This window comes from Microbacterium sp. SORGH_AS_0888, from assembly GCF_030818905.1.
In the GTDB taxonomy this organism is placed as follows: Bacteria; Actinomycetota; Actinomycetes; order Actinomycetales; family Microbacteriaceae; genus Microbacterium.
On record NZ_JAUTAZ010000001.1, the window covers coordinates 2,021,820 to 2,041,574 of the forward strand.

General features: G+C 71.7%; 22 protein-coding genes. 2 read left to right on the forward strand and 20 right to left on the reverse strand.

Features of this window, described 5'->3' with window-relative positions; all coding sequences use genetic code 11:
* Positions 1-7 precede the first annotated feature (7 nt).
* The 6 genes from QE381_RS09785 to QE381_RS09810 form a co-directional block, all read right to left on the reverse strand.
* Entirely contained in the window at positions 8-1,993 is a 1,986-nt protein-coding gene (locus tag QE381_RS09785) for a cytochrome c oxidase assembly protein (RefSeq protein WP_307217713.1), read from the reverse strand.
* 70 nt (positions 1,994-2,063) lie between these two features.
* Complete coding sequence (locus QE381_RS09790) at positions 2,064-2,351, reverse strand: HU family DNA-binding protein (RefSeq protein WP_307217715.1); 288 nt, start codon at positions 2,349-2,351, stop codon at positions 2,064-2,066.
* Positions 2,352-2,650: 299 nt separating this feature from the next.
* Positions 2,651-2,956, reverse strand: a complete 306-nt coding sequence (gene rpsN, locus QE381_RS09795) for a 30S ribosomal protein S14 (RefSeq protein ID WP_307217717.1) — start codon at positions 2,954-2,956, stop codon at positions 2,651-2,653.
* A 3-nt stretch (positions 2,957-2,959) separates the two neighbouring features.
* The gene (gene rpmG, locus QE381_RS09800) at positions 2,960-3,130 is read right to left on the reverse strand and encodes a 50S ribosomal protein L33 (RefSeq protein WP_029145259.1); all 171 of its coding nucleotides are present in this window, start codon (positions 3,128-3,130) and stop codon (positions 2,960-2,962) included.
* Entirely contained in the window at positions 3,130-3,366 is a 237-nt protein-coding gene (gene rpmB, locus QE381_RS09805) for a 50S ribosomal protein L28 (RefSeq protein WP_055987914.1), read from the reverse strand. The genes rpmG and rpmB overlap by 1 nt, the downstream gene beginning before the upstream one ends.
* A 170-nt stretch (positions 3,367-3,536) precedes the next feature.
* Positions 3,537-4,757 carry an MFS transporter gene (locus tag QE381_RS09810; RefSeq protein WP_307217725.1) on the reverse strand — a complete coding sequence of 407 codons (1,221 nt, stop codon included), beginning with the start codon at positions 4,755-4,757 and terminating at the stop codon, positions 3,537-3,539.
* Between the two features lie 86 nt (positions 4,758-4,843).
* On the opposite strand from QE381_RS09810, the gene QE381_RS09815 reads away from it, so the two are divergent.
* Positions 4,844-5,734 carry a LysR family transcriptional regulator gene (locus tag QE381_RS09815; RefSeq protein ID WP_307217727.1) on the forward strand — a complete coding sequence of 297 codons (891 nt, stop codon included), beginning with the start codon at positions 4,844-4,846 and terminating at the stop codon, positions 5,732-5,734.
* 50 nt (positions 5,735-5,784) lie between these two features.
* Here QE381_RS09815 and QE381_RS09820 read toward each other — a convergent pair whose 3' ends face one another.
* The 12 genes from QE381_RS09820 to QE381_RS09875 form a co-directional block, all read right to left on the reverse strand.
* Positions 5,785-6,510, reverse strand: coding sequence for a DNA-3-methyladenine glycosylase (locus QE381_RS09820; protein ID WP_307217729.1), 726 nt, complete (start codon positions 6,508-6,510; stop codon positions 5,785-5,787).
* Complete coding sequence (locus tag QE381_RS09825) at positions 6,489-7,931, reverse strand: hypothetical protein (protein ID WP_307217731.1); 1,443 nt, start codon at positions 7,929-7,931, stop codon at positions 6,489-6,491. The genes QE381_RS09820 and QE381_RS09825 overlap by 22 nt, the downstream gene beginning before the upstream one ends.
* A complete protein-coding gene (locus QE381_RS09830; RefSeq protein WP_307217732.1) occupies positions 7,921-8,649 on the reverse strand; it encodes a TIGR03943 family protein in 729 nt (242 codons plus the stop codon). Before QE381_RS09830 ends, QE381_RS09825 begins: the two co-directional genes overlap by 11 nt.
* A gap of 31 nt (positions 8,650-8,680) precedes the next feature.
* Positions 8,681-9,709: a permease gene (locus QE381_RS09835; RefSeq protein ID WP_307217734.1), complete on the reverse strand. Its 1,029-nt coding sequence runs from the start codon at positions 9,707-9,709 to the stop codon at positions 8,681-8,683.
* Positions 9,696-10,109, reverse strand: a complete 414-nt coding sequence (locus tag QE381_RS09840; RefSeq protein WP_307217736.1) for a Fur family transcriptional regulator — start codon at positions 10,107-10,109, stop codon at positions 9,696-9,698. Before QE381_RS09840 ends, QE381_RS09835 begins: the two co-directional genes overlap by 14 nt.
* A 51-nt stretch (positions 10,110-10,160) precedes the next feature.
* On the reverse strand, positions 10,161-11,021 hold the full coding sequence (locus tag QE381_RS09845; protein ID WP_307217738.1) for a metal ABC transporter permease: 861 nt from the start codon (positions 11,019-11,021) through the stop codon (positions 10,161-10,163).
* Positions 11,018-11,842, reverse strand: coding sequence for a metal ABC transporter ATP-binding protein (locus tag QE381_RS09850; protein ID WP_307217739.1), 825 nt, complete (start codon positions 11,840-11,842; stop codon positions 11,018-11,020). Before QE381_RS09850 ends, QE381_RS09845 begins: the two co-directional genes overlap by 4 nt.
* Complete coding sequence (locus tag QE381_RS09855; protein WP_307217741.1) at positions 11,839-12,777, reverse strand: metal ABC transporter solute-binding protein, Zn/Mn family; 939 nt, start codon at positions 12,775-12,777, stop codon at positions 11,839-11,841. Before QE381_RS09855 ends, QE381_RS09850 begins: the two co-directional genes overlap by 4 nt.
* A gap of 73 nt (positions 12,778-12,850) precedes the next feature.
* Complete coding sequence (locus tag QE381_RS09860) at positions 12,851-14,218, reverse strand: dihydrolipoamide acetyltransferase family protein (protein WP_307217743.1); 1,368 nt, start codon at positions 14,216-14,218, stop codon at positions 12,851-12,853.
* Between the two features lie 110 nt (positions 14,219-14,328).
* Positions 14,329-15,312 carry an alpha-ketoacid dehydrogenase subunit beta gene (locus QE381_RS09865; RefSeq protein ID WP_307217745.1) on the reverse strand — a complete coding sequence of 328 codons (984 nt, stop codon included), beginning with the start codon at positions 15,310-15,312 and terminating at the stop codon, positions 14,329-14,331.
* 97 nt (positions 15,313-15,409) lie between these two features.
* Positions 15,410-16,564, reverse strand: a complete 1,155-nt coding sequence (locus tag QE381_RS09870; RefSeq protein WP_307217747.1) for a thiamine pyrophosphate-dependent dehydrogenase E1 component subunit alpha — start codon at positions 16,562-16,564, stop codon at positions 15,410-15,412.
* A gap of 5 nt (positions 16,565-16,569) precedes the next feature.
* The gene (locus tag QE381_RS09875; RefSeq protein WP_373426929.1) at positions 16,570-17,676 is read right to left on the reverse strand and encodes a histidinol-phosphate transaminase; all 1,107 of its coding nucleotides are present in this window, start codon (positions 17,674-17,676) and stop codon (positions 16,570-16,572) included.
* A 72-nt stretch (positions 17,677-17,748) separates the two neighbouring features.
* Between QE381_RS09875 and QE381_RS09880 the strand changes: the two genes are divergently transcribed.
* Positions 17,749-18,141, forward strand: coding sequence for a phage holin family protein (locus QE381_RS09880; protein ID WP_307217749.1), 393 nt, complete (start codon positions 17,749-17,751; stop codon positions 18,139-18,141).
* On the opposite strand, the gene QE381_RS09885 is transcribed toward QE381_RS09880, so the two are convergent.
* A complete protein-coding gene (locus QE381_RS09885) occupies positions 18,113-19,465 on the reverse strand; it encodes a hypothetical protein (RefSeq protein ID WP_307217750.1) in 1,353 nt (450 codons plus the stop codon). The two genes, QE381_RS09880 and QE381_RS09885, sit on opposite strands and share 29 nt — an antisense overlap.
* Positions 19,462-19,734 (reverse strand): hypothetical protein, encoded by a 273-nt coding sequence (locus tag QE381_RS09890; RefSeq protein ID WP_307217752.1) that lies wholly within the window; start codon positions 19,732-19,734, stop codon positions 19,462-19,464. Before QE381_RS09890 ends, QE381_RS09885 begins: the two co-directional genes overlap by 4 nt.
* Positions 19,735-19,755 lie beyond the last annotated feature (21 nt).

Sequence of the window (19,755 nt, forward strand, 5' to 3'; positions counted from 1 at the left end):
GGCTCGGTCAGCGCCCGACGCGCGCGTCGCGCTCGGCGAGCTCGGCGAGGCGGGCGTTGTACTCCTCGAGCTCCGCGTCGCCCGTGCGATCGGCGTGCCGGTCGCGGCTGCGCTGGGACCGCTCGTCGCTGCGGCTCCACTGGATCGCGACCGTGATCCCGAGGATCAGGCTCGGGATCTCGCCGATCGCCCACGCGAGTCCCCCGCCGATGTACTGGTCCTCGAGCGGAGTCGGTCCCCACGTGCGGCCCATCGATCCGAACCACTCGGCGACGAAGAGCCCGGTCTGCATCATGATCGCGATGCCGAAGAACGCGTGCATCGCGATGACCGCGACGAGCGAGATGAGCCGCAACGGGTACGGGAACCGGTAGGGCACCGGATCGATGCCGATCAACGACTGGACGAAGAGATAGCCGGTGATGAGGAAGTGCACGGTCATCCACTCGTGCCCGAGGTGGTCGTACAGCGACCACCGGAACAGGTCGCTGTAGTAGAACAGCCACAGCGAGCCGACGAAGAGCGCGGCCGCGACGAGCGGATGCGTCACGACCCGGGCGAACGGGGAGTGCACCGCCCAGAGGATCCACTCCCGTCCGCCGCGCGTGCCGTCGTCGCGCTTGCGGATGGCGCGCAGCGCGAGCGTGACGGGCGCCCCGGCCACGAGCAGCAGCGGGATCCCCATCGTGAGCAGCATGTGCCCGAGCATGTGGATGCTGAACAGGTAGTCCTGATACGCGTTGACCGGGCCGCAGGTGACCCACAGGAGCGCGAGCAGTCCGAGCGACCACAGCACGGTCCGGTAGACGGGCCAGCGGTCGCCGCGTCGACGCAGCCGCCACACGCCCGCGAGGTAGAAGAACAGCCCGAAGCCCACCGCGAACGCCCAGATCGGATCGATGTCCCACTGCGTGAACCACCGCAGTGCGGTGAGCTCGGGAGGCACCGGCGCGTTCGTGAGGAACACCGCGGGATCCGATCCGACCGGCGCGGTGGTATCGGCCGGCGGGGGCGTGCGGGCGAGTGCGGCGCCGGCACCGCTCGCGATGCCCATGAGGGCGAACTCGAGGACGATGAGCGTCCAGAACCGGCGGTTCGCGGCATCCTTGTGCACCATCGAGCGGATCAGCCGTGTGCGGTACCACGCTCCGAGCGTCCCCAGGGCGAGCAGGGCCACGACCTTGACCCCGAGGATGGCGCCGTAGGGGCTCAGCAGGTCGCCCCAGCCGACGACGCTGACTGACGCGCGAAGCGTTCCGGAGACGGCGACGACGACGAACGCGACGAGCGCGATGCTGGAGTAGCGCGAGAGCACGTCGACCATCGCCGGGCGCTCGAGCACGGGACGCACGAACACGAGCAGGAGGAGCCCTCCCAGCCACACCGCCGCCGCGAGGATGTGGAGCACGAGCGAGACCATCGCGATCTTGTGGCTCGACTCGTCCCCCGTGTGTCCCTGCGTCCCCATCGGGACCAGCGCCGCCAGCGCGAGGACGGCGACCAGCAGCGTGGCCGTCCAGGAGCGGACCGCGAAGGTCAGCACCGTGAGAGCGGCACCGGCGACCGTCGTGATGAGCCACGTGCGCCCGAGCTCCGTCTCGACCAGGAAGCGCCCGAGCTGCTGCCCGAACAGCTGATCCGCGCTCGGCGTGGCGTTCAGGACGTTGAGGAAGGTGAAGAAGCCCGTGACGGCGCTCGCGACCGTGAAGACCGCAGCGGCGATGGATGCGGAGTCCAACGCGACATCGAATGCCCGGCTCCCCTGCCGCAGGGCGAACAGGGCGGTCACGAGCGCGCCGGCCATGAGCGCGGCGGACAGGTTCACGCCCAGCGTCGCGAGCGGGAGTCCCCAGCGCACGACGGGGCCCGGGTCTCCGATGCGCAGAGGGGCCGCTCCCCCGCCGAACGCGAGCGCGATCAGCAGCGCGCACAGCGCGGCGGCGGCGAGGAGCACGGGTCCCGCGATCCGGAGGGCGCGCGCGGAGAGGGTCACCCGTACAGCCTAGGCGGGCACGAAGAAAGGGGGATGCCGGCCGGCATCCCCCTTCGTGACGACATCGTCGTTACTTGACGGCGGCCTTCAGCTTCGAGCCGGCGGTCACCTTGACGCGCTTGCCCGCGGGGATCGCGATCTCGGCGCCGGTCTGGGGGTTGCGGCCGGTGCGCGCAGCGGTCTCGACCTGCTCGAACGCGATCCAGCCGGGGATCGAGACCTTGCTGCCCTTGGCGACGGCCTCGGAGACCGTGGAGAAGAGGGAGTCGAGCACGCTCGACACGGCGGACTGGCTCTGGCCCGTGGCGCTGGCGATGCTCGCGACGAGCTCGGTCTTGGTGATGGACTTGTCGGCCATGTGGGTTGTCCTCCAGACGGCTGTCGCCGTCTTTTCTTGACTTCGAGCCGGGAGCGTACTCCCGGTTGGTCGGATCGACCGCGGTCGAATATACCCGCGATCCCCGTGATTCCGCGGATTTTCACGAGTTTTGACGGTTCTCACGCGGCGTGTCCCCGACATCCGGGTCCTCGTGGGGCTCCTGTGACTGGTGTGACGGCCCGCGCCGCCGTCAACGCCGAGACCGGTCCTGCTCGCCGAAACCGGTGGGTTACCCCACGGTCTCGGCGAGCAGGACCGGTCTCGCGGTCTGTCGGTGCTTACCAGCTCGACTTGGTCACGCCGGGCAGCTCGCCGCGGTGCGCCATGTCGCGGAAGCGCACACGCGAGATGCCGAACTTCGACAGGACACCGCGCGGGCGGCCGTCGATGACGTCGCGCGAACGCAGACGCACGGGCGATGCGTTGCGGGGCAGCTTCTGCAGGCCCACACGGGCGGCCTCACGCTGCTCGTCGGTGGACGCCGGGTCGACGAGCTGCTTCTTCAGCTCGAGGCGCTTGGCCGCGTAACGCTCGACGACCACCTTGCGCTGCTCGTTGCGAGCGATCTTGCTCTTCTTCGCCATGTCTCAGCGCTCCTCTCGGAATTCGACGTGCTTGCGCACGACGGGGTCGTACTTCTTGAGCACGATGCGGTCGGGGTTGTTGCGGCGGTTCTTGCGCGTCACGTAGGTGTAGCCCGTGCCGGCGGTCGAACGCAGCTTGATGATCGGACGGACGTCCTGAGCCTTCTTCGCCATCAGAGCTTCACACCCTTCGCGATGAGGTCCTTCACGACCGACTCGATGCCGCGGGCGTCAATGACCTTGATGCCCTTGGCCGACACGTTCAGCGTGATCTTGCGACCGAGCGACGGAACGAAGTAGGTCTTCTTCTGCACGTTGGGGTCGAAGCGGCGCTTCGTCCGGCGGTGCGAGTGCGAGATGTTGTGACCGAAGCCGGGAACCGCTCCAGTCACCTGGCACACTGCTGCCATGGTGATGTCTCCTTCTGTACCGTGAGGCCGGACGGCCCCACCCAAGATCCCTTGTCTGCGCCCATGCTTCACGAGACCGTTTCCGGCCGACGGGGAGGGAGTGGGCACGAACCGCGCGCTGGAGTGCGTGCAGACAAAGATCAACCTTAGCACACGCGAGACATCCGCCCTCAGGCGAGGCGCCGGACCATCCGCGGCGTCGCGATCGAGATCAGCACCAGCACCACGACCGCGAAGACCGCCAGCACGAGCGGGAGCGGGAACCAGACGAGAGCGAGCCCGATGAGGAGGGTGGGGACGGCGAGACCGACGTAGGCGATGAGGAAGACGGCCGCGAGCACCTCGCCGCGCGCGCCCTGCGGCGCGAGCGACGCCGCCACCCCGAGGGAGGCCCGGAACATCACGCCGACCCCGGCGCCGGCGAGGATCCCGCCGCCGACGAACACGGCGAGGACGCCGCCGACCACGGCCACCGCGACGAGGGCGATGCCCACGGCCATGAGCACCCAGGACAGCACCAGTTGTCGCCGCAGCGCCAGGCGCGCCGTGAGCACCTGCGCGACGGCCGCCGACATGAACACCGCGAACGGGACGACACCCGCCGCGAGGCGCGAGGCGATGCCCATCGACTGCACCAGCACGGTCGGGGTCAGCGCCATCATGAGCCCGAACACGGCGAATCCCGTGAACGCGCCCGTGCCGGCGGCCCAGAACGCCCCGCGGGATGTCGCGGGGACGCTGATGCGCTGCGGACGGTAGGGGCGGGCGCTCGCCGCCCGGTCGACGGTCTCGGGGATGAGCGCCGTCGCGACGAGGGCGAGCACGAGCAGGCCGAGGAACACGGCGTAGGGGGTGATCAGCGGGGCGGGCAGCCAGGTGATGAGGACGCCCGAGATCAGCGGGCCGAGGGCGAGTCCGCCCAGGTTCGCGAAGTTCGACACGAGCGGCGCGATCCGCGACTCGGGGTGGGACTGCGCACGGAGCTCGCCGATGTGCGCGGTCGCGGTCGCGGTGAGCGCGCCGATCCCCACGCCCGAGACCAGACGCGCCACGATGAGGCCGGGCACGTCGTCCCAGAAGAGGAACATGACCGCCGAGACCGCCTCGACCCCGAGGGCGGCGAGGAAGACCGCGCGCCGACCCTGCCAGTCGCTCACGTGACCGACCAGATACAGGCTGATCGCGACGCCGACCGCGTACGCCGCGAACACGATCGTCACCACGACCGTGGGGAATCCGTCCCGCTGCTGGTACAGCGCGTAGATCGGCGTCGGGATCGTCGAGAACGCCATGGCGATCCCGAACGCGATCGCCGCCGTCCAGAACCCCGCCACATGCGCCCTCCGGCTACGGCCCGCCGTCGGAACGGAGTCTTCCGCTGTCATCGTCATGCCCCCCACTCTCCCCCTCCGCGGGCCATCGAGTCCAACGAACGTTCATGATCGTTCCGATCGGTTTCATCGATAGTGTGGAGGTCGTGGACACCCGGCTCCTCGAGTACTTCGTCGCCGTGGCCGAGGAGCAGAGCTTCACCCGCGCCGCGACCCGGCTCTACGTCGCGCAGTCCACGGTGTCCGCCGGCATCCGCGCGCTCGAGACCCGTCTCGGCGCCGTGCTGATCGAGCGGGCCGCGCGCCACGTCTCCCTCACCGCGGCGGGCGAGAAGCTCCTGACCCCGGCGCGGGAGATCATCGAGGCGACCGAGCGCCTCACGACCACGGCGAGCGGTCGGGTCGAGGGGCGTCTGCGCGTCGGCATCTTCGTCAACCTCCCCGCGCTCGACCTGCCGCGGCTTTTCGCGGCGTTCCTCGCGCAGCATCCGCTCGTCCAGCTGCGGCTCGTGTCCTCGCCGTCGGGATCGACCGGGCTCGCCGACGACCTGCGCCGCGGCCGCATCGACCTCGCCTTCATGGGCCTGCCCGCCGGCGATCTGCCCGACCTGGTCACGACGGAGCTCGCCCGCTCGCCGCTGGTGGCACTGGTCGGGAGCGCGCACCCCCTGGCCGCGGAGGCGGACGTCACACTCGAACGGCTCAGCCGCGAGCCCTTCGTCGACGGGCCGGCGGGATTCGGCCAGCGCACCCTCGTCGAGCGCGAGCTCGCCCGCCGCGGCCTGTCGCGTCAGGTCTTCGCGGAGGTCTCGGCGGTCGGCGACATCCCCGCCTTCGTCGCCGAGGGATTCGGCGTCGCCCTCGTGCCGCGCATCCTCGTGCTGCCCACGCCCGGCGTCGTCGCGCTCCGCCTCGCCGACACGATCGAGTGGTCGCTGAGCGCGAGCACGCGACCCCACCCCGCGCCGGCCGTGGTCGCGCTGCGCCGCACGCTCGTCGAGACGATGCCCGTGGCCGTCGCCGCGAGCCGTCAGTAAACGCGCCAAAACCGCGCGGGATCGAGCGATATGTGACGGCTCGGCGCGGACTACAGCGCGCGGGCGCCGCGCCCCCACCGGAACGCCGACACGGTCGGGTCGCCGGGCACGAAGAACCGCCAGGGGAACGCGGCCGTGCCCGCGACACCGGCGACGCCCACCCGGGGCCCGCTCTCGAACTCCGCGATCGGCTCGTCGGGCAGCAGCAGGCGAGCGACCGCGCCGGCCTGCTCGCGCCCGGTCACCGCGTCGATGCCGTCGTGGACCGGATGTCGCAGCCCCACCGCATCGCCGAGGCGGCCGGGGCCCCGGGCCAGATCGCGCGGCGGGAGAGGAGCGGCGTCGGCGGGCACGGCCCCGGATGCCGCCGCCCGGCGCGCGGCCGGGCGAGCCGCGAGCCGGCGACGCGTGGCGACATCCGCCCCGGCCACGACCTCGCCGCCGCGGAGGAGGAGCCCGCCCGCGACGCCCTCCGGCCCGCACACGACGTTGACGCACGAGTGGATGCCGTGGCTCAGGTACACGTAGAGGTGACCGGGCTCGCCCCACATCGTCGCGTTGCGCCGGGTACGGCCCATGCGCGCGTGCGAGCCCGGATCGACGCGGTCGCCCGTGCCCTTGCCCGCGTAGGCCTCGACCTCCGTGATGCGCACGGCGACGCGCTCGGCATCCACCACGGTCTCCAGCACCGCGCCCAGCAGCAGCGGCGCGACCTCGACCGGCAGCCCGTCGAGGGCTTCGCGGGTGGCGGGGATCACTGCAGCGGGACCTGACACCACGACAGGGCGAAGCCGTCGAGCGTCGACACCTGCGATCCGTCGTCGAGGTTCACGATCTGGGTCTGGACCGTCTTCGGGACGGGCAGGTTGTAGCCCGTGACGTAGGCGTTGCGCGCCGCATCCGGCTGGACGAGGAAGGCGGCGTAGCGGCCGGACGGCGACACGCACGTCTGCAGCAGCGAGACGCTGCCGGATGCGGTGAACACGGGCCGTGCGGTGCCGTCGGCGGCGACCCGGTAGACGGTGCTGCCCTCGCCGTCGCCCGAGGTCAGCTGCCGCAGCGTCGAGCCGTCGGTCATCGGCACGAGCTCCCCGAGGAACCCGCTCGCACCGGTGGCGTCCGGGAGCCGCGTCGCGGTGCCGTCCTTCAGCTCGATGCCGTAGAGCCCGTCGAGCCGGAGCACGACGGCCTCGGACGTTCCCCGCGCGATGCCGTCGATGCGGGTCGCGTCGCCGAGGTCCACGAGCTTCGAGCCGTCCGGCGGGGTGAGCAGCAGCCGGCCGGCGAAGCTCAGCACGAGGATGCTGTCGCTGTCGGGGACGAAGCGCCAGTCCGCGGCGCTGACCGGTGCCCCCGCCGCCATGATCGAGGTCGGGGGCTTGTCGGCGTCGGCCGCCTTGAGCGACGCCGTGAACAGCGCGCTCGCCAGCGAGCCCTGGGCGGAGGGGTCGCGGTCGGTGTATGTGTAGCCGATGACGTCGCCGCGGTCGGCGCTCTGCAGCTCCTGCACCGTGCCGTCGCCCTTGTCGGGGAGCGGCAGCTCTCGCGCGCCCTGCCCGTTCAGGTCCGTCACCACCAGCGCGGGACGGTCGGCGTCGGTGCGGATCGACATCACGAGGTACGAGGCCGTGGCGCGGAAGTCCTCGATGTGCGCGGCGGTGTACACCGCCGCGGGGGCGCTGCCGTCGATGCCGGTGCGCAAGACCGTGTCCCCGCCGTCGGCGCCACGGCGGAGGATGTAGGCCTGGAGCGCCGGGGTCGTGAACGTCTGGGTGATCGTGGCGGCGGGGCCGCCGCCACTGCCGGTGACCCCGGAGACCGTGACCGTGTAGGTCGTCTGGTCGTAGAGCGGGGTCGTGAAGCGCAACCCGATCGAGCGGCCCGACGTCGAGACGGTCACGGGCGCGGCGGGGCTGACGGACACCTGCGACGCGTCGACCTGCTGCAGCGGCTGCGTCGTGGTGAGGATCATGCGCGAGCCGGAGGCGGCGACCGACGCGTCGACGTCGAACTGCATCCCGGTCAGCCGCGGGCCCTGCACGGCGCCCACGACGCCCGCAGCGCCCCCCGCGATCATGAGGACCCCGAGGATCACCGCGAACCCGGAGAGGAACCCACGCCGTCGCCGGCGACGCGCGCGCTCGCGGCGACCGGGCGGCTCGGCACGAGCGGCCCGCGACGTCGGCTCAGTACTCATAGGGGTCGGAGGGCTCCGGGATCGCGGTGACCTGCGACGCGACGATCTGCAGCTTGCCCGCCGACGACGATCGGACGGTCCCGGTGATCGACACCCACTGCCCGGCCGGTGGCGCCCCCGCGGTGCTGCTGACCGGCACGGTCGCGGTCTGCGCGTCGATCACGCAGTGCGTGATGACGAGCCGCGTGAGCCCGAACCCGCCGGACGTGTCGCCCGAGACGAAGCCGACGAGGGTGACCGCGTCGCCTTCGAAGGCGTCCGGGTTCGTCGCGGTGGCGAACACGCTCGCCCAGTCGCCCACTCCGAACGACGCCGTGTCACCGGTCGTGGCGAGACTCAGCGTGTCGGAGCCCGCGAACAGCGGCGGCGCGCCCACGTCGCGGGATGCGGCGAGCTGCGCCGAGAGCGAGGCGGGCGGCATGACGAGCATTCCCACGACGATGACGGATGCGGCGGCACCCCCCGCGAAGACGATGGCACGGCCCACCGGCTCCCCCGGCGCGTGGTCCTGGTGCTCGTGGTGCCCGTGATCGCCGTGGTCGTGACCGTGATCGTCCTCGGCGCCGAGCGGCAGGAGGAAGCTGAGGGCCGCCCCGACAAGGGTCAGCACCGCCATGCCGATCGCGAACCATGCCGAGTTCGGGTTGATGTACAGGCCGATCCGACCGGTGACGGCGAGGCCGAGGGTGACGACGGCGAGGCAGGATGCGAGTCCCACGCCGAGCCAGCGGGTCGCCAGCGCACGAGACCTAGACAAGGTTCACCACCGTTCCGAGCGCGAACGAGAACACCAGCACGATCGTGACGATCCCGGCGATCGCGCGCGTGCTGAAGGTCGTGCGCAGCAGCGCGATCATCTTGACGTCCACGAGGGGCCCTGTCACGAGGAAGGCCACGATCGACCCCGCCGTGAAGGTGGAGGCGAACGACAGCGCGAAGAACGCATCCACGTTCGAGCAGATCGAGACCACCATCGCGAGCGTCATCATGGCGACGATCGAGAGGACGGGGTTGGAGCCGATCGCCAGGAGCGCATCGCGGGGCACCAGCACCTGCACGGCGCCGGCCAGTCCTGCGCCGATCACGAGGGCGGGCATGACCGCGCGGAACTCGACGATCAGCTGCGCGAGGCTGCGGCGCCAGCGGTCGCCCGGCGCGTCGGTCGCGAAGTCGCAGCTGTCGCGGAACCGGTCCGTCAGCAGCGCGTCGGGCGAGGGGTACCGGCTGTACAGCCAGCCGATGAGGTTCGCCACGATGTAGCCGCCGACGAGCCGCGCCACCAGGATGCCGTCGGAGAAGCCGAAGGCCTGATGGGTCGAGATGATGACGATGGGGTTCACGATCGGCGCCGCGATGAGGAACGTGAGGGTCTCCGGCACCGTGAACCCGCGGAGCAGCAGACCCCGCGCGAACGGCACGTTGCCGCACTCGCACACCGGCACGATCATGCCGAGGAGCGAGATCACCGCGCGTCTGGCCCAGGCGCGGCGCGGCATCCATCGCTCGATCGTCCCGGGCGGGACCCACACCTGCACGAGGATCGAGAGCAGCACTCCCAGCGCAACGAACGGCATCGACTCGACGAGCACGCTCAGCGCGAGGGTGATGCCGTCCTGCAGGCGCGTCGGAACCGAGGCGGGAAGCAGCTGCGGGGCGAGCGCGTCGACGAGGAAGAGCGCGGCGATGGCGGCGACACCGATGCCGAGCGCGATCGCCGGCCCCGAGCCGGGGCTGCGGATCTTCGCCGTCTTCGGGACGTAGGCGCTACGCGTCGTCACGCTCGCGGGCCCGCGCCTTGGCGCACGGCGTGCACAGTCCGAAGATGTCGACGACATGCTCCGCGTCGGTGAAACCGTGTCGGGCGGCCGTGGCGTGAGCCCACTGCTCGACCTCGGACGCCTCGATCTCGACCGTGAGCCCGCAGTTGCGGCAGATCAGGTGGTGGTGGTGGCCGGGCAGCACACAGGCGCGGTAGAGGCTCTCGCCCTCGGGGCTCTGCAGCGAGTCGGCCGCGCCGTCGGCCGCGAGGGTCGAGAGCGCCCGGTAGACGGTCGCGAGCCCGATGCCGGTCTCGGCGTCGCGGAGTCGTGCGTAGAGCGCCTGCGCGCTCACGAACCCCCGAGCCTCGACCAGCTCCTCGCGCACGCGCTCGCGCTGCCAGGTGTTGCGCTGAGCCATGGCGGTGAGTCTACCGCCGCGACTCTGTGCACGGGCCGGGCGTTCCGGTCGTCAGTCGGCGACCGTCACGCGGTCACGACGGGCGCCGATCGCGCGGCAGACGAGGTAGATGAGGAACGAGACCGTGGTGATGTAGGGGCTCACCGGCAGCGTGCCCGCGACCGAGAGCATGATGCCGCCGACCGCCGACACGACGCCGAACAGGGTCGCGAGCAGCGGCACGAGCAACGGCCCCGTGGCCACGCGCATGGCCGCCGCGGCCGGGGTCACCAGCAGCGCCAGCACGAGCAGCGCCCCGATGATGTGCACCGCGACCGCGACGACGAGTCCGAGCAGCAGCATGAAGGCGAAAGAGATCGTCTTCGTCGGCACGCCGCGCGCCGCCGCCGACTGCGGGTCGAGCGAGTCGAAGCGCAGGGGGCGCCAGATCAGCAGCAGCCCGACCAGCACGACGATGCCGATCACGACGAGCACGCCCAGCTGCGCGCCCTGGACCGACACGATCTGGCCCGTCAGCAGGCTGAACCGGTTGGCGCTGCGGCCGTTGTAGAGCGAGAGGAACAGGATGCCCAGGCCCAGGCCGAACGGCATGAGCACGCCGATGATCGAGTTGCGGTCGCGCGCTCGGGCTCCCAGCCATCCGATGAGACCGGCCGCGATCAGCGAGCCGACGATCGAGCCGGTGACGACGTCGAAGCCGAACAGGAGCGCGGCCGCCGCGCCGGCGAAGGAGAGCTCGCTGATGCCGTGCACCGCGAACGCCATGTCGCGCTGCATGACGAACACGCCGATGAGCCCACCGATGATCCCGAGCACGGCACCGGCCCAGACCGAGTTCTGCACGAGCGCGAGGATCTGCCCGTACTGGGCCGCGCCGCCGAAGAGCGCGTTGCCGATGTCCGACCAGTTCATGCGGCCGGCTCCCCATGGGCGTCGTCGTGGTGATGCGTCGACTCCGCCGCATCCGGAGCGCCCACCACGACCAGGCGGTCGCCGGCGCGCAGCACGAACACCGGCGCCCCGTACAGGTCCGTGAGCGTGCGCGAGGTGAGCACCTCGTCCGGCGTGCCCAGCGTGAAGCGGCCGTTCGCGAGATAGAGGATGCGGTCGACCGACGAGAGGACGGGGTTGATGTCGTGCGTCACGAGCAGCACGCCCGCGTTGCGCTCCCGGCGATGACGGTCGATGAGGGAGACCACCGCCTGCTGGTTGGCGAGGTCGAGGCTCGTGAGCGGCTCGTCGCACAGGAGAAGGCGCGGGTCGTCCGCGAGCGCTTGGCCGACCCGGAGGCGCTGCTGCTCGCCGCCCGAGAGGAGCCCCACGGGGCGGTCGGCGAACGCGCGCGCGCCGACCGCGTCGATCAGCTCCTCGACGCGCTCGCGGTCGCCGCGCCGCGGGAGGGGGAAGCCGAAACGGTGTCCGCTGACGCCGAGGGCGACGAGGTCGCGGGCGCGCAGCGCCGCGTACCGAGGGAGCGGACGCTGCTGCGGCACGTAGCCGATGCGCCGGTTGCCGGCGCGGTGCACGGGTTGGCCGAGCGCCTCGATGCTCCCGCTGCTCAGCCGGTCGAGACCGAGGATCGCCCGCAGGAGGGTCGTCTTGCCGGCACCGCTCGGCCCGAGGACCGCGACCAGCTCACCGGGCTCGACGACCAGATCGAGCCCGCTCCACAGATCGCGTCCGCCGCGCGAGAGCGCAGCGGACGCGATCCGGAGGGGGGCGTCGGTGCTCAAGAACCGAGCGCGCTCTTGATCTGAGTGGCCATGTCGGTCATCCAGGATACGTAGGTGTCGCCGTCGGGCAGCAACTCGGAGGCCTTGATGACGGGCACGCCGACCTCGGCGGCCTTGTTCTCGACCTGCGTCGTCTCCGCGCCTGCGGCCTGGGCGTTGACGAACACGATGGAGACGTCCTTGCTGCCGATGAGGTTCAGCGCCTCGAGAAGCGTCGCCGGGGGCACGTCGGTGCCGCTCTCGACGGCCTCGCTGAACTCCTCCGGGGTGTCGTTGACGAGGCCTGCGGCCTCGGCGAGGTACAGCGGCACCGGCTCGGTCACGAACACCTTCGCACCGGTGTGGGCCGTCGCGATCTCGTTGAGGATCGGGGTGACCTTGGCCGAGATGTCGTCCGCGAAGGACTTCGCGTTGGCGGTGAACGTCTCGGCGTCGGCGGGGTCGATCGCGCCGAGCTTCGCGGCGATGTCGTCCGCGACCTTGACCATGGTCTGCGGGTCGTAGAAGACGTGCTCGTTGAAGCCCTCGACGGCTTCGGAGGGGGAGGTTCCCTTCCACTCCGGCGAGAACGTCACGGCGCTGATCAGCGGCGCGGTCGAGCCGGTCGAGGAGACGAGCGAGTCGAGGAACGGGTCGTAGCCGCCGCCGTTCGCGATCAGCAGCTGGGCGTTCTTGACGGTGAGCTGGTCGGACGCGCTCGCCTCGAAGTCGTGCGGGTCCTGGCTGAAGGACGCGATGAGGGAGGTGACGTCGACGTGGTCGCCGCCGACCGTCTCAGCGATCTGGCCGTAGACGTCGGTGGAGGCGACGACGGAGATCTTGCCGCCGGCGGACCCGGAGGAGGCCGGGGTGGACGCGGACGAGCAGCCGGCGAGCGCGAGGAGCGCCGCGACGCCGACCGCGGGGACGGCGAGGAGCTTCGAGAATCGAGACATGACTCCAGCCTAAGCGCTAGTGAAAATCATTCTCAAATCGAGTGGCCTCAACTCGACGCGCGCGCCCCGAGCCTCAGTCCAGGAGCAGCGCCGGCTCCTCGAGCACCGAGGCGACATCCGCCACGAACCGGCTCATCCCGTCGCCGTCGATCACGCGATGGTCGAAGGAGCCGGACACCGTCGTCACCCAGCGCGGACGCACCTCGCCGTCGACGACCCACGGCTTCTGCCGGATCGCGCCCATGGCGATGATGCCCGACTCTCCGGGATTGATGATGGGCGTGCCCGCATCCATCCCGAACACGCCGATGTTCGTGATCGTGATCGTGCCGCCCTGCTGGTCGGCGGGCGCCGTGCGACCGGCGCGCGCCGTCATCGTGAGGCTCTCGAGGGCGCGCGCCAGCTCGCGCGTGTTGAGGTTCTGGGCGTCCTTGATGTTGGGCACGAGCAAGCCCCGCGGGGTGGCCGCGGCGATCCCCAGGTTGACGAAGTGGCGGACCCGGATCTCGGCGCCGCCGTCCTCCGTGTCGATCCACGCCGCGTTGACCATCGGGGTGCGCCGCACCGCCCAGATCACGGCGCGCGCCACGATCAGCAGCGGGGAGACCTTCACATCGGCGAAGTCTGGTGAGGCCTTCAGGCGCTTGACGAGCTCCATCGTGCGGGTGGCGTCGACATCCGTCCACACCGACACATGCGGCGCGGTGTAGGCCGACAGCACCATCCCGCGCGCCGTCGCCTTGCGCACGCCCTTGACCGGGATCGTCTCCTCGCGCTCACCCGCGGGGGCCGGGGCGACCCGGGCCGGGGAGCCCGACGCGGCCGGTCCCTGCGCCGGCGGCGCAGCGGCCGCGGGCGCGACCGCGATCGTCTCCTCGCGCACCTCGGGCCACTCCGGCGTCTCGATGTTGCGGAAGACGGAGGCCTGCGACGCATGCGTCATGACGTCCTCGCGCGTGATCTCGCCATCGGCGCCGGTGGGCACGACCGTGCCCAGGTCCACGCCGAGGTCGCGGGCGAGCTTGCGGATCGGGGGCTTCGCGAGGACGCCCGCGGAGGTCGCGGACGGCCGCACTGCCGGCTTGCGACGGCGTGAGCTGACCTGGCCCGCGGCGCCGTAGCCGACCAGCACGGAGCCGGAGCCGTCGTCGTCGGCCGGCGGCTCGACCGGCGCGGCCGGCGGCTCGGCGGGGGCGGCGTCCGCATCCACGATCGAGATGATGGGCGCGCCGACCTCGACGGTGGCGCCCTCGGGGGCCAGGACCTGGCCCACGGTACCCGCGAACGGCGACGGCAGCTCGACGAGCGACTTGGCGGTCTCGATCTCGACGAGGACGTCGTTGACCGCGACGGCATCGCCCGGCGCGACCCGCCACTGCACGATCTCCGCCTCGGTCAGTCCCTCGCCGACATCCGGGAGATGGAAAGTCTGTTCGCTCATCGCTGTTCCCTCATTCGTCCGACCCGCGAGACCAGTCTCCGGCGCCGAGACCGGTGGGTTTCCCGCCGGTCTCGGCGCGCGCGACTGGTTTCGCGGTCTGCTCCATCGTGTCAGTAGGCGAGGGCGCGGTCGACCGCCTCGAGGATGCGGTCGGGATCGGGCAGGTACACGCCCTCGAGCTTGGCCGGCGGGAACGGCACGTCGAAGCCCGACACCCGCAGCACCGGCGCCTCGAGCGCGTAGAACGCCCGCTCGGTCACGGTCGCCGCGACCTCGGACCCGAGCGAGGTGAACCCGGGCGCCTCCTGTGCGTAGACCATGCGTCCGGTGCGGCGCACCGAGTCGAGGATGGGCCCGTAGTCGACCGGCGACAGCGACCGCAGGTCGACCACCTCCGCCGAGATGCCCTCGCCCTCCGCGAGCGCCGCGGCCTGCAGCAGGGTCGAGACCATCGCCCCGTGCCCGACGAGGGTCACATCCGTGCCACGACGCACGATCCGCGACGCATGCAGCGGCAGCGCGCGCGCCGAGAGGTCGACCTCGCCCTTGACCCAGTAGCGGCTCTTGGGCTCCAGGAAGACCACCGGGTCGTCGGAGGCGATCGCATCCTGGATCATCCAGTACGCGTCGTTCGGCGTCGAGGGGCTCACGACCCGCAGCCCCGCCGTGTGGGTGAAGTACGCCTCGGGGCTCTCCTGGTGATGCTCGATCGCGCCGATGTGCCCCCCGTAGGGGATGCGGATGACGACGGGCATGCGCAGGGCGCCCTCGTGCCGGTTCGTGATCTTCGCCAGCTGGGAGGTGATCTGGTCGAACGCCGGGTAGACGAAGCCGTCGAACTGGATCTCGCACACCGGGCGGAAGCCCGCCATCGCCAGCCCGATCGCCGTGCCCAGGATGCCCGACTCCGCCAACGGGGTGTCGATCACCCGACGGGGACCGAACTCGGCCTGCAGGCCCTCGGTGATGCGGAACACGCCGCCGAGGGGACCGATGTCCTCGCCCATGAGCACGACGTGGTCGTCGGCGGCCATCGTTGCCCGGAGTCCGGCGGTGAGGGCGCGGCTCAGGGGCATCGTCGTCAGCTCGCTCATGCGACATCCCTCCCCCAGGCATGTCCCACTTTCGACCGCTCAGCGGGGCCGCAAGCGGTCGAAAGTGGGACATGCTCCGTTGCGAAGCGGGACATGATCATGCCGGGTCCTCCTCGTACGAGGCCTCGTAGTCGGCCAGCCACTGCCGCTGCTCCTCGATCAGAGGATGCGGCTCGCTGTACACGTTCGCGAACATGCTGTCGGCCTCGAGCCCCCCGAGCTCCATCGTGCGCGCGCGGGCGTCCTCGGCGAACGCCGCCGCATCCGCCTCGACCCCCGCGAAGAACGCCTCCCCGGCGCCGCGCGAGAGGAGGTAGGCGCGCATCCGCTCGATCGGGTCGCGGTCGGCCCAGGCGCGCTCCTCGTCGCTCGTGCGGTACTTGGTCGGATCGTCGCTGGTCGTGTGGGCACCCATGCGGTAGGTCATCGCCTCGATCGCCCGCGGGCCGAGGCCGGCGCGGGCCTCCTCGAGGGCCCGCCGGGTCACGGCGTAGCTCGCCAGGACGTCGTTGCCGTCCACCTGGACGCTCGGCATCCCGTAACCCGCCCCCCGCCGGAACAGCGGTGCCCGCGACTGCGTCTGGACCGGCACCGAGATCGCCCACTGGTTGTTCTGCAGGAAGAACACCTCCGGCGTGCGGTAGCTGGCGGCGAACACCATGGCCTCGTGCACGTCGCCCTGGCTCGACGCGCCGTCGCCGTAGTAGACGATGACGGCCTCGTCGCGCTCCGGGTCGCCCGTGCCCGAGCGCCCGTCGAAGGCGAGGCCCATCGCGAAGCCGGTGGCATGGAGGGTCTGCGACCCCAGCACCAGCGTGTAGATGTGCGTGTTGCCGTTCTTCGGGTCGAACGGGTTCCAGCCGCCGTGCGTCAGCCCGCGCATGACGCGGATGATGTCGACCGGGTCGACGCCCCGGGTCGTGCACACGACGTGCTCGCGATACGACGGGAAGATGTGGTCCTGCGTCCGGGCGGCCCGGACCGAGCCCACCTGCGCGGCCTCCTGGCCGAGGCTCGGCGGCCACAGCGCGAGCTGGCCCTGTCGCTGCAGGTTGGTCGCCTGCCGGTCGAAGGCGCGGATGACGACCATGTCGCGGTAGAACGTCTCGAGGTCGGAGTCGCTCAGCGCCTCGATCTCGGAGAGATAGGGCTCCGCAGCGGGAGAAGGGGCGAACGAGCCGTCGGCGGCCAGGACGCGAACGACGTCAGGGTCGTCGACAGGCACGAGGGGGCTCGCGTCGTCGGGGGTCACGGTTCCTACCGTAGCCGCCGCGCTTCGTGCCCCTCCGCAAGGTTCCCCACAACGGATGCAGCGATCCGTAGGACCTTCTCCACAGCATCCGGCTCGCCGACCGACACGCGGATGCCGTCACCGGCGAAACCGCGGACGATCAGCCCTGCCGCCTCGAACTCCGCGGCGACCGCCGTCGTCTCCGCCCCCGTCGCGAGCCAGACGAAGTTGCCCTGCGCCTCGGGGACGCGCCAGCCGGCCTCGCGGAGCGCCGCCACGAGCCGGTCGCGACGCTCGGCGATGACCTCGACCCTGGCCCGCAGCTCGGCCTCCGCGTCGAGGCTCGCGAGCGCCGCCTCCTCGGCCTGCGCCGTGACGGCGAGCGGGATCGCGGTGGACCGCGCGGCATCCAGCACCCGGCGGTGCCCGATGGCGTAGCCGACGCGCAGCCCCGCGAGGCCGTACGCCTTGGAGAAGGTGCGCAGCACCACGACGTTCGGTCGGGCGATGCCCGGCTCCCGCAGTCCGTCGACGGCATCCGGGTCGGTGACGAACTCGGTGTAGGCCTCGTCGAGGATGATGAGGACGTCGTCCGGCACGGCGGCGACGAAGGCGTCGAACTCGGCCTGGTGAACGACGGGACCGGTCGGGTTGTTGGGGCTGCACACGATCACCACACGGGTGCGATCGGTCACCGCCGCCGCCATCGCGGGCAGGTCGTGGCGGGACTCGTCCGTGAGCGGCACCTCGACCGGGCGGGCCCCGGCCACGACCGCCAGCCCGGGATAGGCCTCGAACGAGCGCCACGCGTAGACGACCTCGTCCCCCGCGCCGGCCGCCGCCTGCACGAGCTGGTACAGCAGCGCCACGCTGCCCGCGCCGACGTGCACCTCGTCGGCGGCGACGCCGTAGCGCTCGCCGAGCCGCTCGCGCAGTCGCGCCGCCGTCGCATCCGGGTAGCGGTTCATGTCGACGCGCGCACGCAGGACCTCGACGACGTGCGGCAGCGGGTCGAACGGGTTCTCGTTGCTCGAGAGCTTGAACGCGCCCTCGCCGGCCTGCTTGCCCTGCCGATACGGCGGCAGGGCCGCGATCTCGGGGCGAACGCGCACGGGGATGGGCTCGATGGTCACCCGACGAGTCTAGGAGCGGGTCGGCTCGCGCGCGTGCGTGACATCGTCGCTCACGCGCGAGAGAGTGTCGGCATGCGTTTCCTCATCCGCGTGGTCATCAACGCGTTCGCGATCTGGGTCGTGACCCTCGTTCCCGTCCTCGGGGTCTCCGTCATCGCCTTCCCGCCGGGCGAGGAGCTGCAGCTCGTGCTGACCCTGCTGCTGGTCGCTGCGATCTTCGCCCTCGTCAACACGATCGTCGGCACGGTCGTGAAGATCCTCACGTTCCCTATCTACATCCTGACGCTCGGACTGTTCTCCCTCGTGGTCAACGGGTTCCTGCTCTGGCTGACCGCATGGATCACCGAGCTGTGGGACTGGGGACTGCGCCTCCAGGACTTCTGGTGGGGCGTCGTCGCGGCCCTGCTCATCTCGCTCATCAACTGGGTCTTCGGCATCATCCTGCGCCCCCAGCGGAAGGAGTGAGCGGAGCAGGCCCCGGCGCGGGCACCGGATGCCGGGCGGGTGCCGCGACGGGAGCGAACTCGTAGGCCGTGACCGCCGTCGCGGTTCCCAGCGTCCCCAGCCGCTCGTGCAGGGCGGCCGCGCGCGGGTCACCGGATCCGTCGACCATCGCGGCCGTCTCGAGATAGGCGTCGAGGTCGTGCGCGGCGGCCCGCAGATCCTGGATGCCGACATCCGGGTCGGCCGTGCGCTCGGCGACGAAGCTGCCCTCGCCGCCGACGCGCTGCGGATACCCGCCGTCGGCGAGCGCCGAGACCGGGTCGTCGCCGTGGCGCAGCTCGGCGCTCAGCGTCCCGGGTCCGGCGTCATACGAGGTGGGGGACCCTGCGGTGGCGAGCACCTGCGTGTCGTAGACGCCGGATGCGGCCAGCGCATCGACGATCATTCCTCCCTGCGAGTGGCCGAAGGCGAAGAGCGCATCGCCGCTCTCCGCGCCCGCCGCCGCGAGCGCGGCCTCGACCGCCGCGAGGGAGGCCGCATCCTCCCCCGTGAACAGCCGGCGGTTGGCGTCGCCGTTCCACGGGTCGGAGCCGAGGATCGTCTGCATCCCGACGACGTAGACCGCGAAGGCACGCCGGCCGTCCGGCAGGTCGTAGCGCTCGACCCGCACGCGCGCGTCGCCGCCCTCGGGGATGCGGTCGAACGCGTCGGCGAGCGTCGTGGGCGCCACGGCGGATGCCGTCGACACCGTCCGCACGGCGACCGGGCCCACGTCGCCGGCGACCGCACCGCCCCGCGGGATGCGACCGCGGCCGGAGCTCCGGACGCCCGTCACGAGCGCCGCCAGGGCGCCGGATGCGACCGCCAGGGGCGCGGCGACGCCCGTCAGCAGCGCGACCGTGCGCAGCAGCCCGAGCTGCGAGGTGGCCGCGTCGCCCGCATGTCCGTGCTCCTCGAGCGCGGCCTCGGCGATCCGCTCCGCCTCGGGCGACCGCTCCCGCCGCAGCGCGATCTCCGCGTCGACGGCGGCCGTGTCCGCCCCCGCGGCGGAGCGCTGGAGGCGGAGCTCGATCAGATCGTAGGCGTCGGCGCTCGTGCGCAGTCCCGCGGCGAGCGCCATGGCGTCGGCCGCCGCGCCTTCGAGGCGCTCGACGCCGCGGATGGCCTCGGCATGCTCCCCGAGCGCGGAGAACAGCGCCACCGCGATCCGTTCGCGCGCCCTCGACACGTCGGCCGCGGCCTCGCGCACCTGGGCGGTCGCGACATCCAGATCGGCCGCAGCCGCGCGCAGGTCATCCGCGTCGACGGCGATCGCCCCGCCCGACGAGATCGTGACCCCGCTCATCCGACCGCCCCGGAGAGCGCCCGCGTCCGGGCGACGCGCAGCTCGTCGCCGATGTCCTCGAGCTGGAGGCGGCAGGCGCGCAGCTCGTCGCACCAGGCTCCCAGGCCCTCCCGGAACACGCTCGCCGCGGGCGAGACCCACCGTGTGCGGGCATCGAGGTCGTCCGCGAGCGCGGCGGCGACGGTCAATCGGTGGCCGGCCTCGGCGAGCGCCTGACGCGCGGCATCCAACGAGGCTGCCGCGGCCTCGGGGCTGGGACGTGTGCTCATGCGCCGATCATGACGGGCGCG

What these genes read in the sequence shown, in the direction of transcription:
- QE381_RS09880 (WP_307217749.1), top strand. Translation starts at nt 17,749, where the DNA reads ATGCGTTTCCTCATCCGCGTGGTCATCAACGCGTTCGCGATCTGGGTC.
- rpsN (WP_307217717.1), bottom strand. Translation starts at nt 2,956, where the DNA reads ATGGCGAAGAAGAGCAAGATCGCTCGCAACGAGCAGCGCAAGGTGGTC.
- rpmB (WP_055987914.1), bottom strand. Translation starts at nt 3,366, where the DNA reads ATGGCAGCAGTGTGCCAGGTGACTGGAGCGGTTCCCGGCTTCGGTCAC.
- QE381_RS09825 (WP_307217731.1), bottom strand. Translation starts at nt 7,931, where the DNA reads ATGAGTACTGAGCCGACGTCGCGGGCCGCTCGTGCCGAGCCGCCCGGT.
- QE381_RS09865 (WP_307217745.1), bottom strand. Translation starts at nt 15,312, where the DNA reads ATGAGCGAGCTGACGACGATGCCCCTGAGCCGCGCCCTCACCGCCGGA.
- QE381_RS09860 (WP_307217743.1), bottom strand. Translation starts at nt 14,218, where the DNA reads ATGAGCGAACAGACTTTCCATCTCCCGGATGTCGGCGAGGGACTGACC.
- QE381_RS09855 (WP_307217741.1), bottom strand. Translation starts at nt 12,777, where the DNA reads ATGTCTCGATTCTCGAAGCTCCTCGCCGTCCCCGCGGTCGGCGTCGCG.
- QE381_RS09885 (WP_307217750.1), bottom strand. Translation starts at nt 19,465, where the DNA reads ATGAGCGGGGTCACGATCTCGTCGGGCGGGGCGATCGCCGTCGACGCG.
- QE381_RS09890 (WP_307217752.1), bottom strand. Translation starts at nt 19,734, where the DNA reads ATGAGCACACGTCCCAGCCCCGAGGCCGCGGCAGCCTCGTTGGATGCC.
- QE381_RS09790 (WP_307217715.1), bottom strand. Translation starts at nt 2,351, where the DNA reads ATGGCCGACAAGTCCATCACCAAGACCGAGCTCGTCGCGAGCATCGCC.
- rpmG (WP_029145259.1), bottom strand. Translation starts at nt 3,130, where the DNA reads ATGGCGAAGAAGGCTCAGGACGTCCGTCCGATCATCAAGCTGCGTTCG.
- QE381_RS09845 (WP_307217738.1), bottom strand. Translation starts at nt 11,021, where the DNA reads ATGAACTGGTCGGACATCGGCAACGCGCTCTTCGGCGGCGCGGCCCAG.
- QE381_RS09840 (WP_307217736.1), bottom strand. Translation starts at nt 10,109, where the DNA reads ATGGCTCAGCGCAACACCTGGCAGCGCGAGCGCGTGCGCGAGGAGCTG.
- QE381_RS09810 (WP_307217725.1), bottom strand. Translation starts at nt 4,757, where the DNA reads ATGACGATGACAGCGGAAGACTCCGTTCCGACGGCGGGCCGTAGCCGG.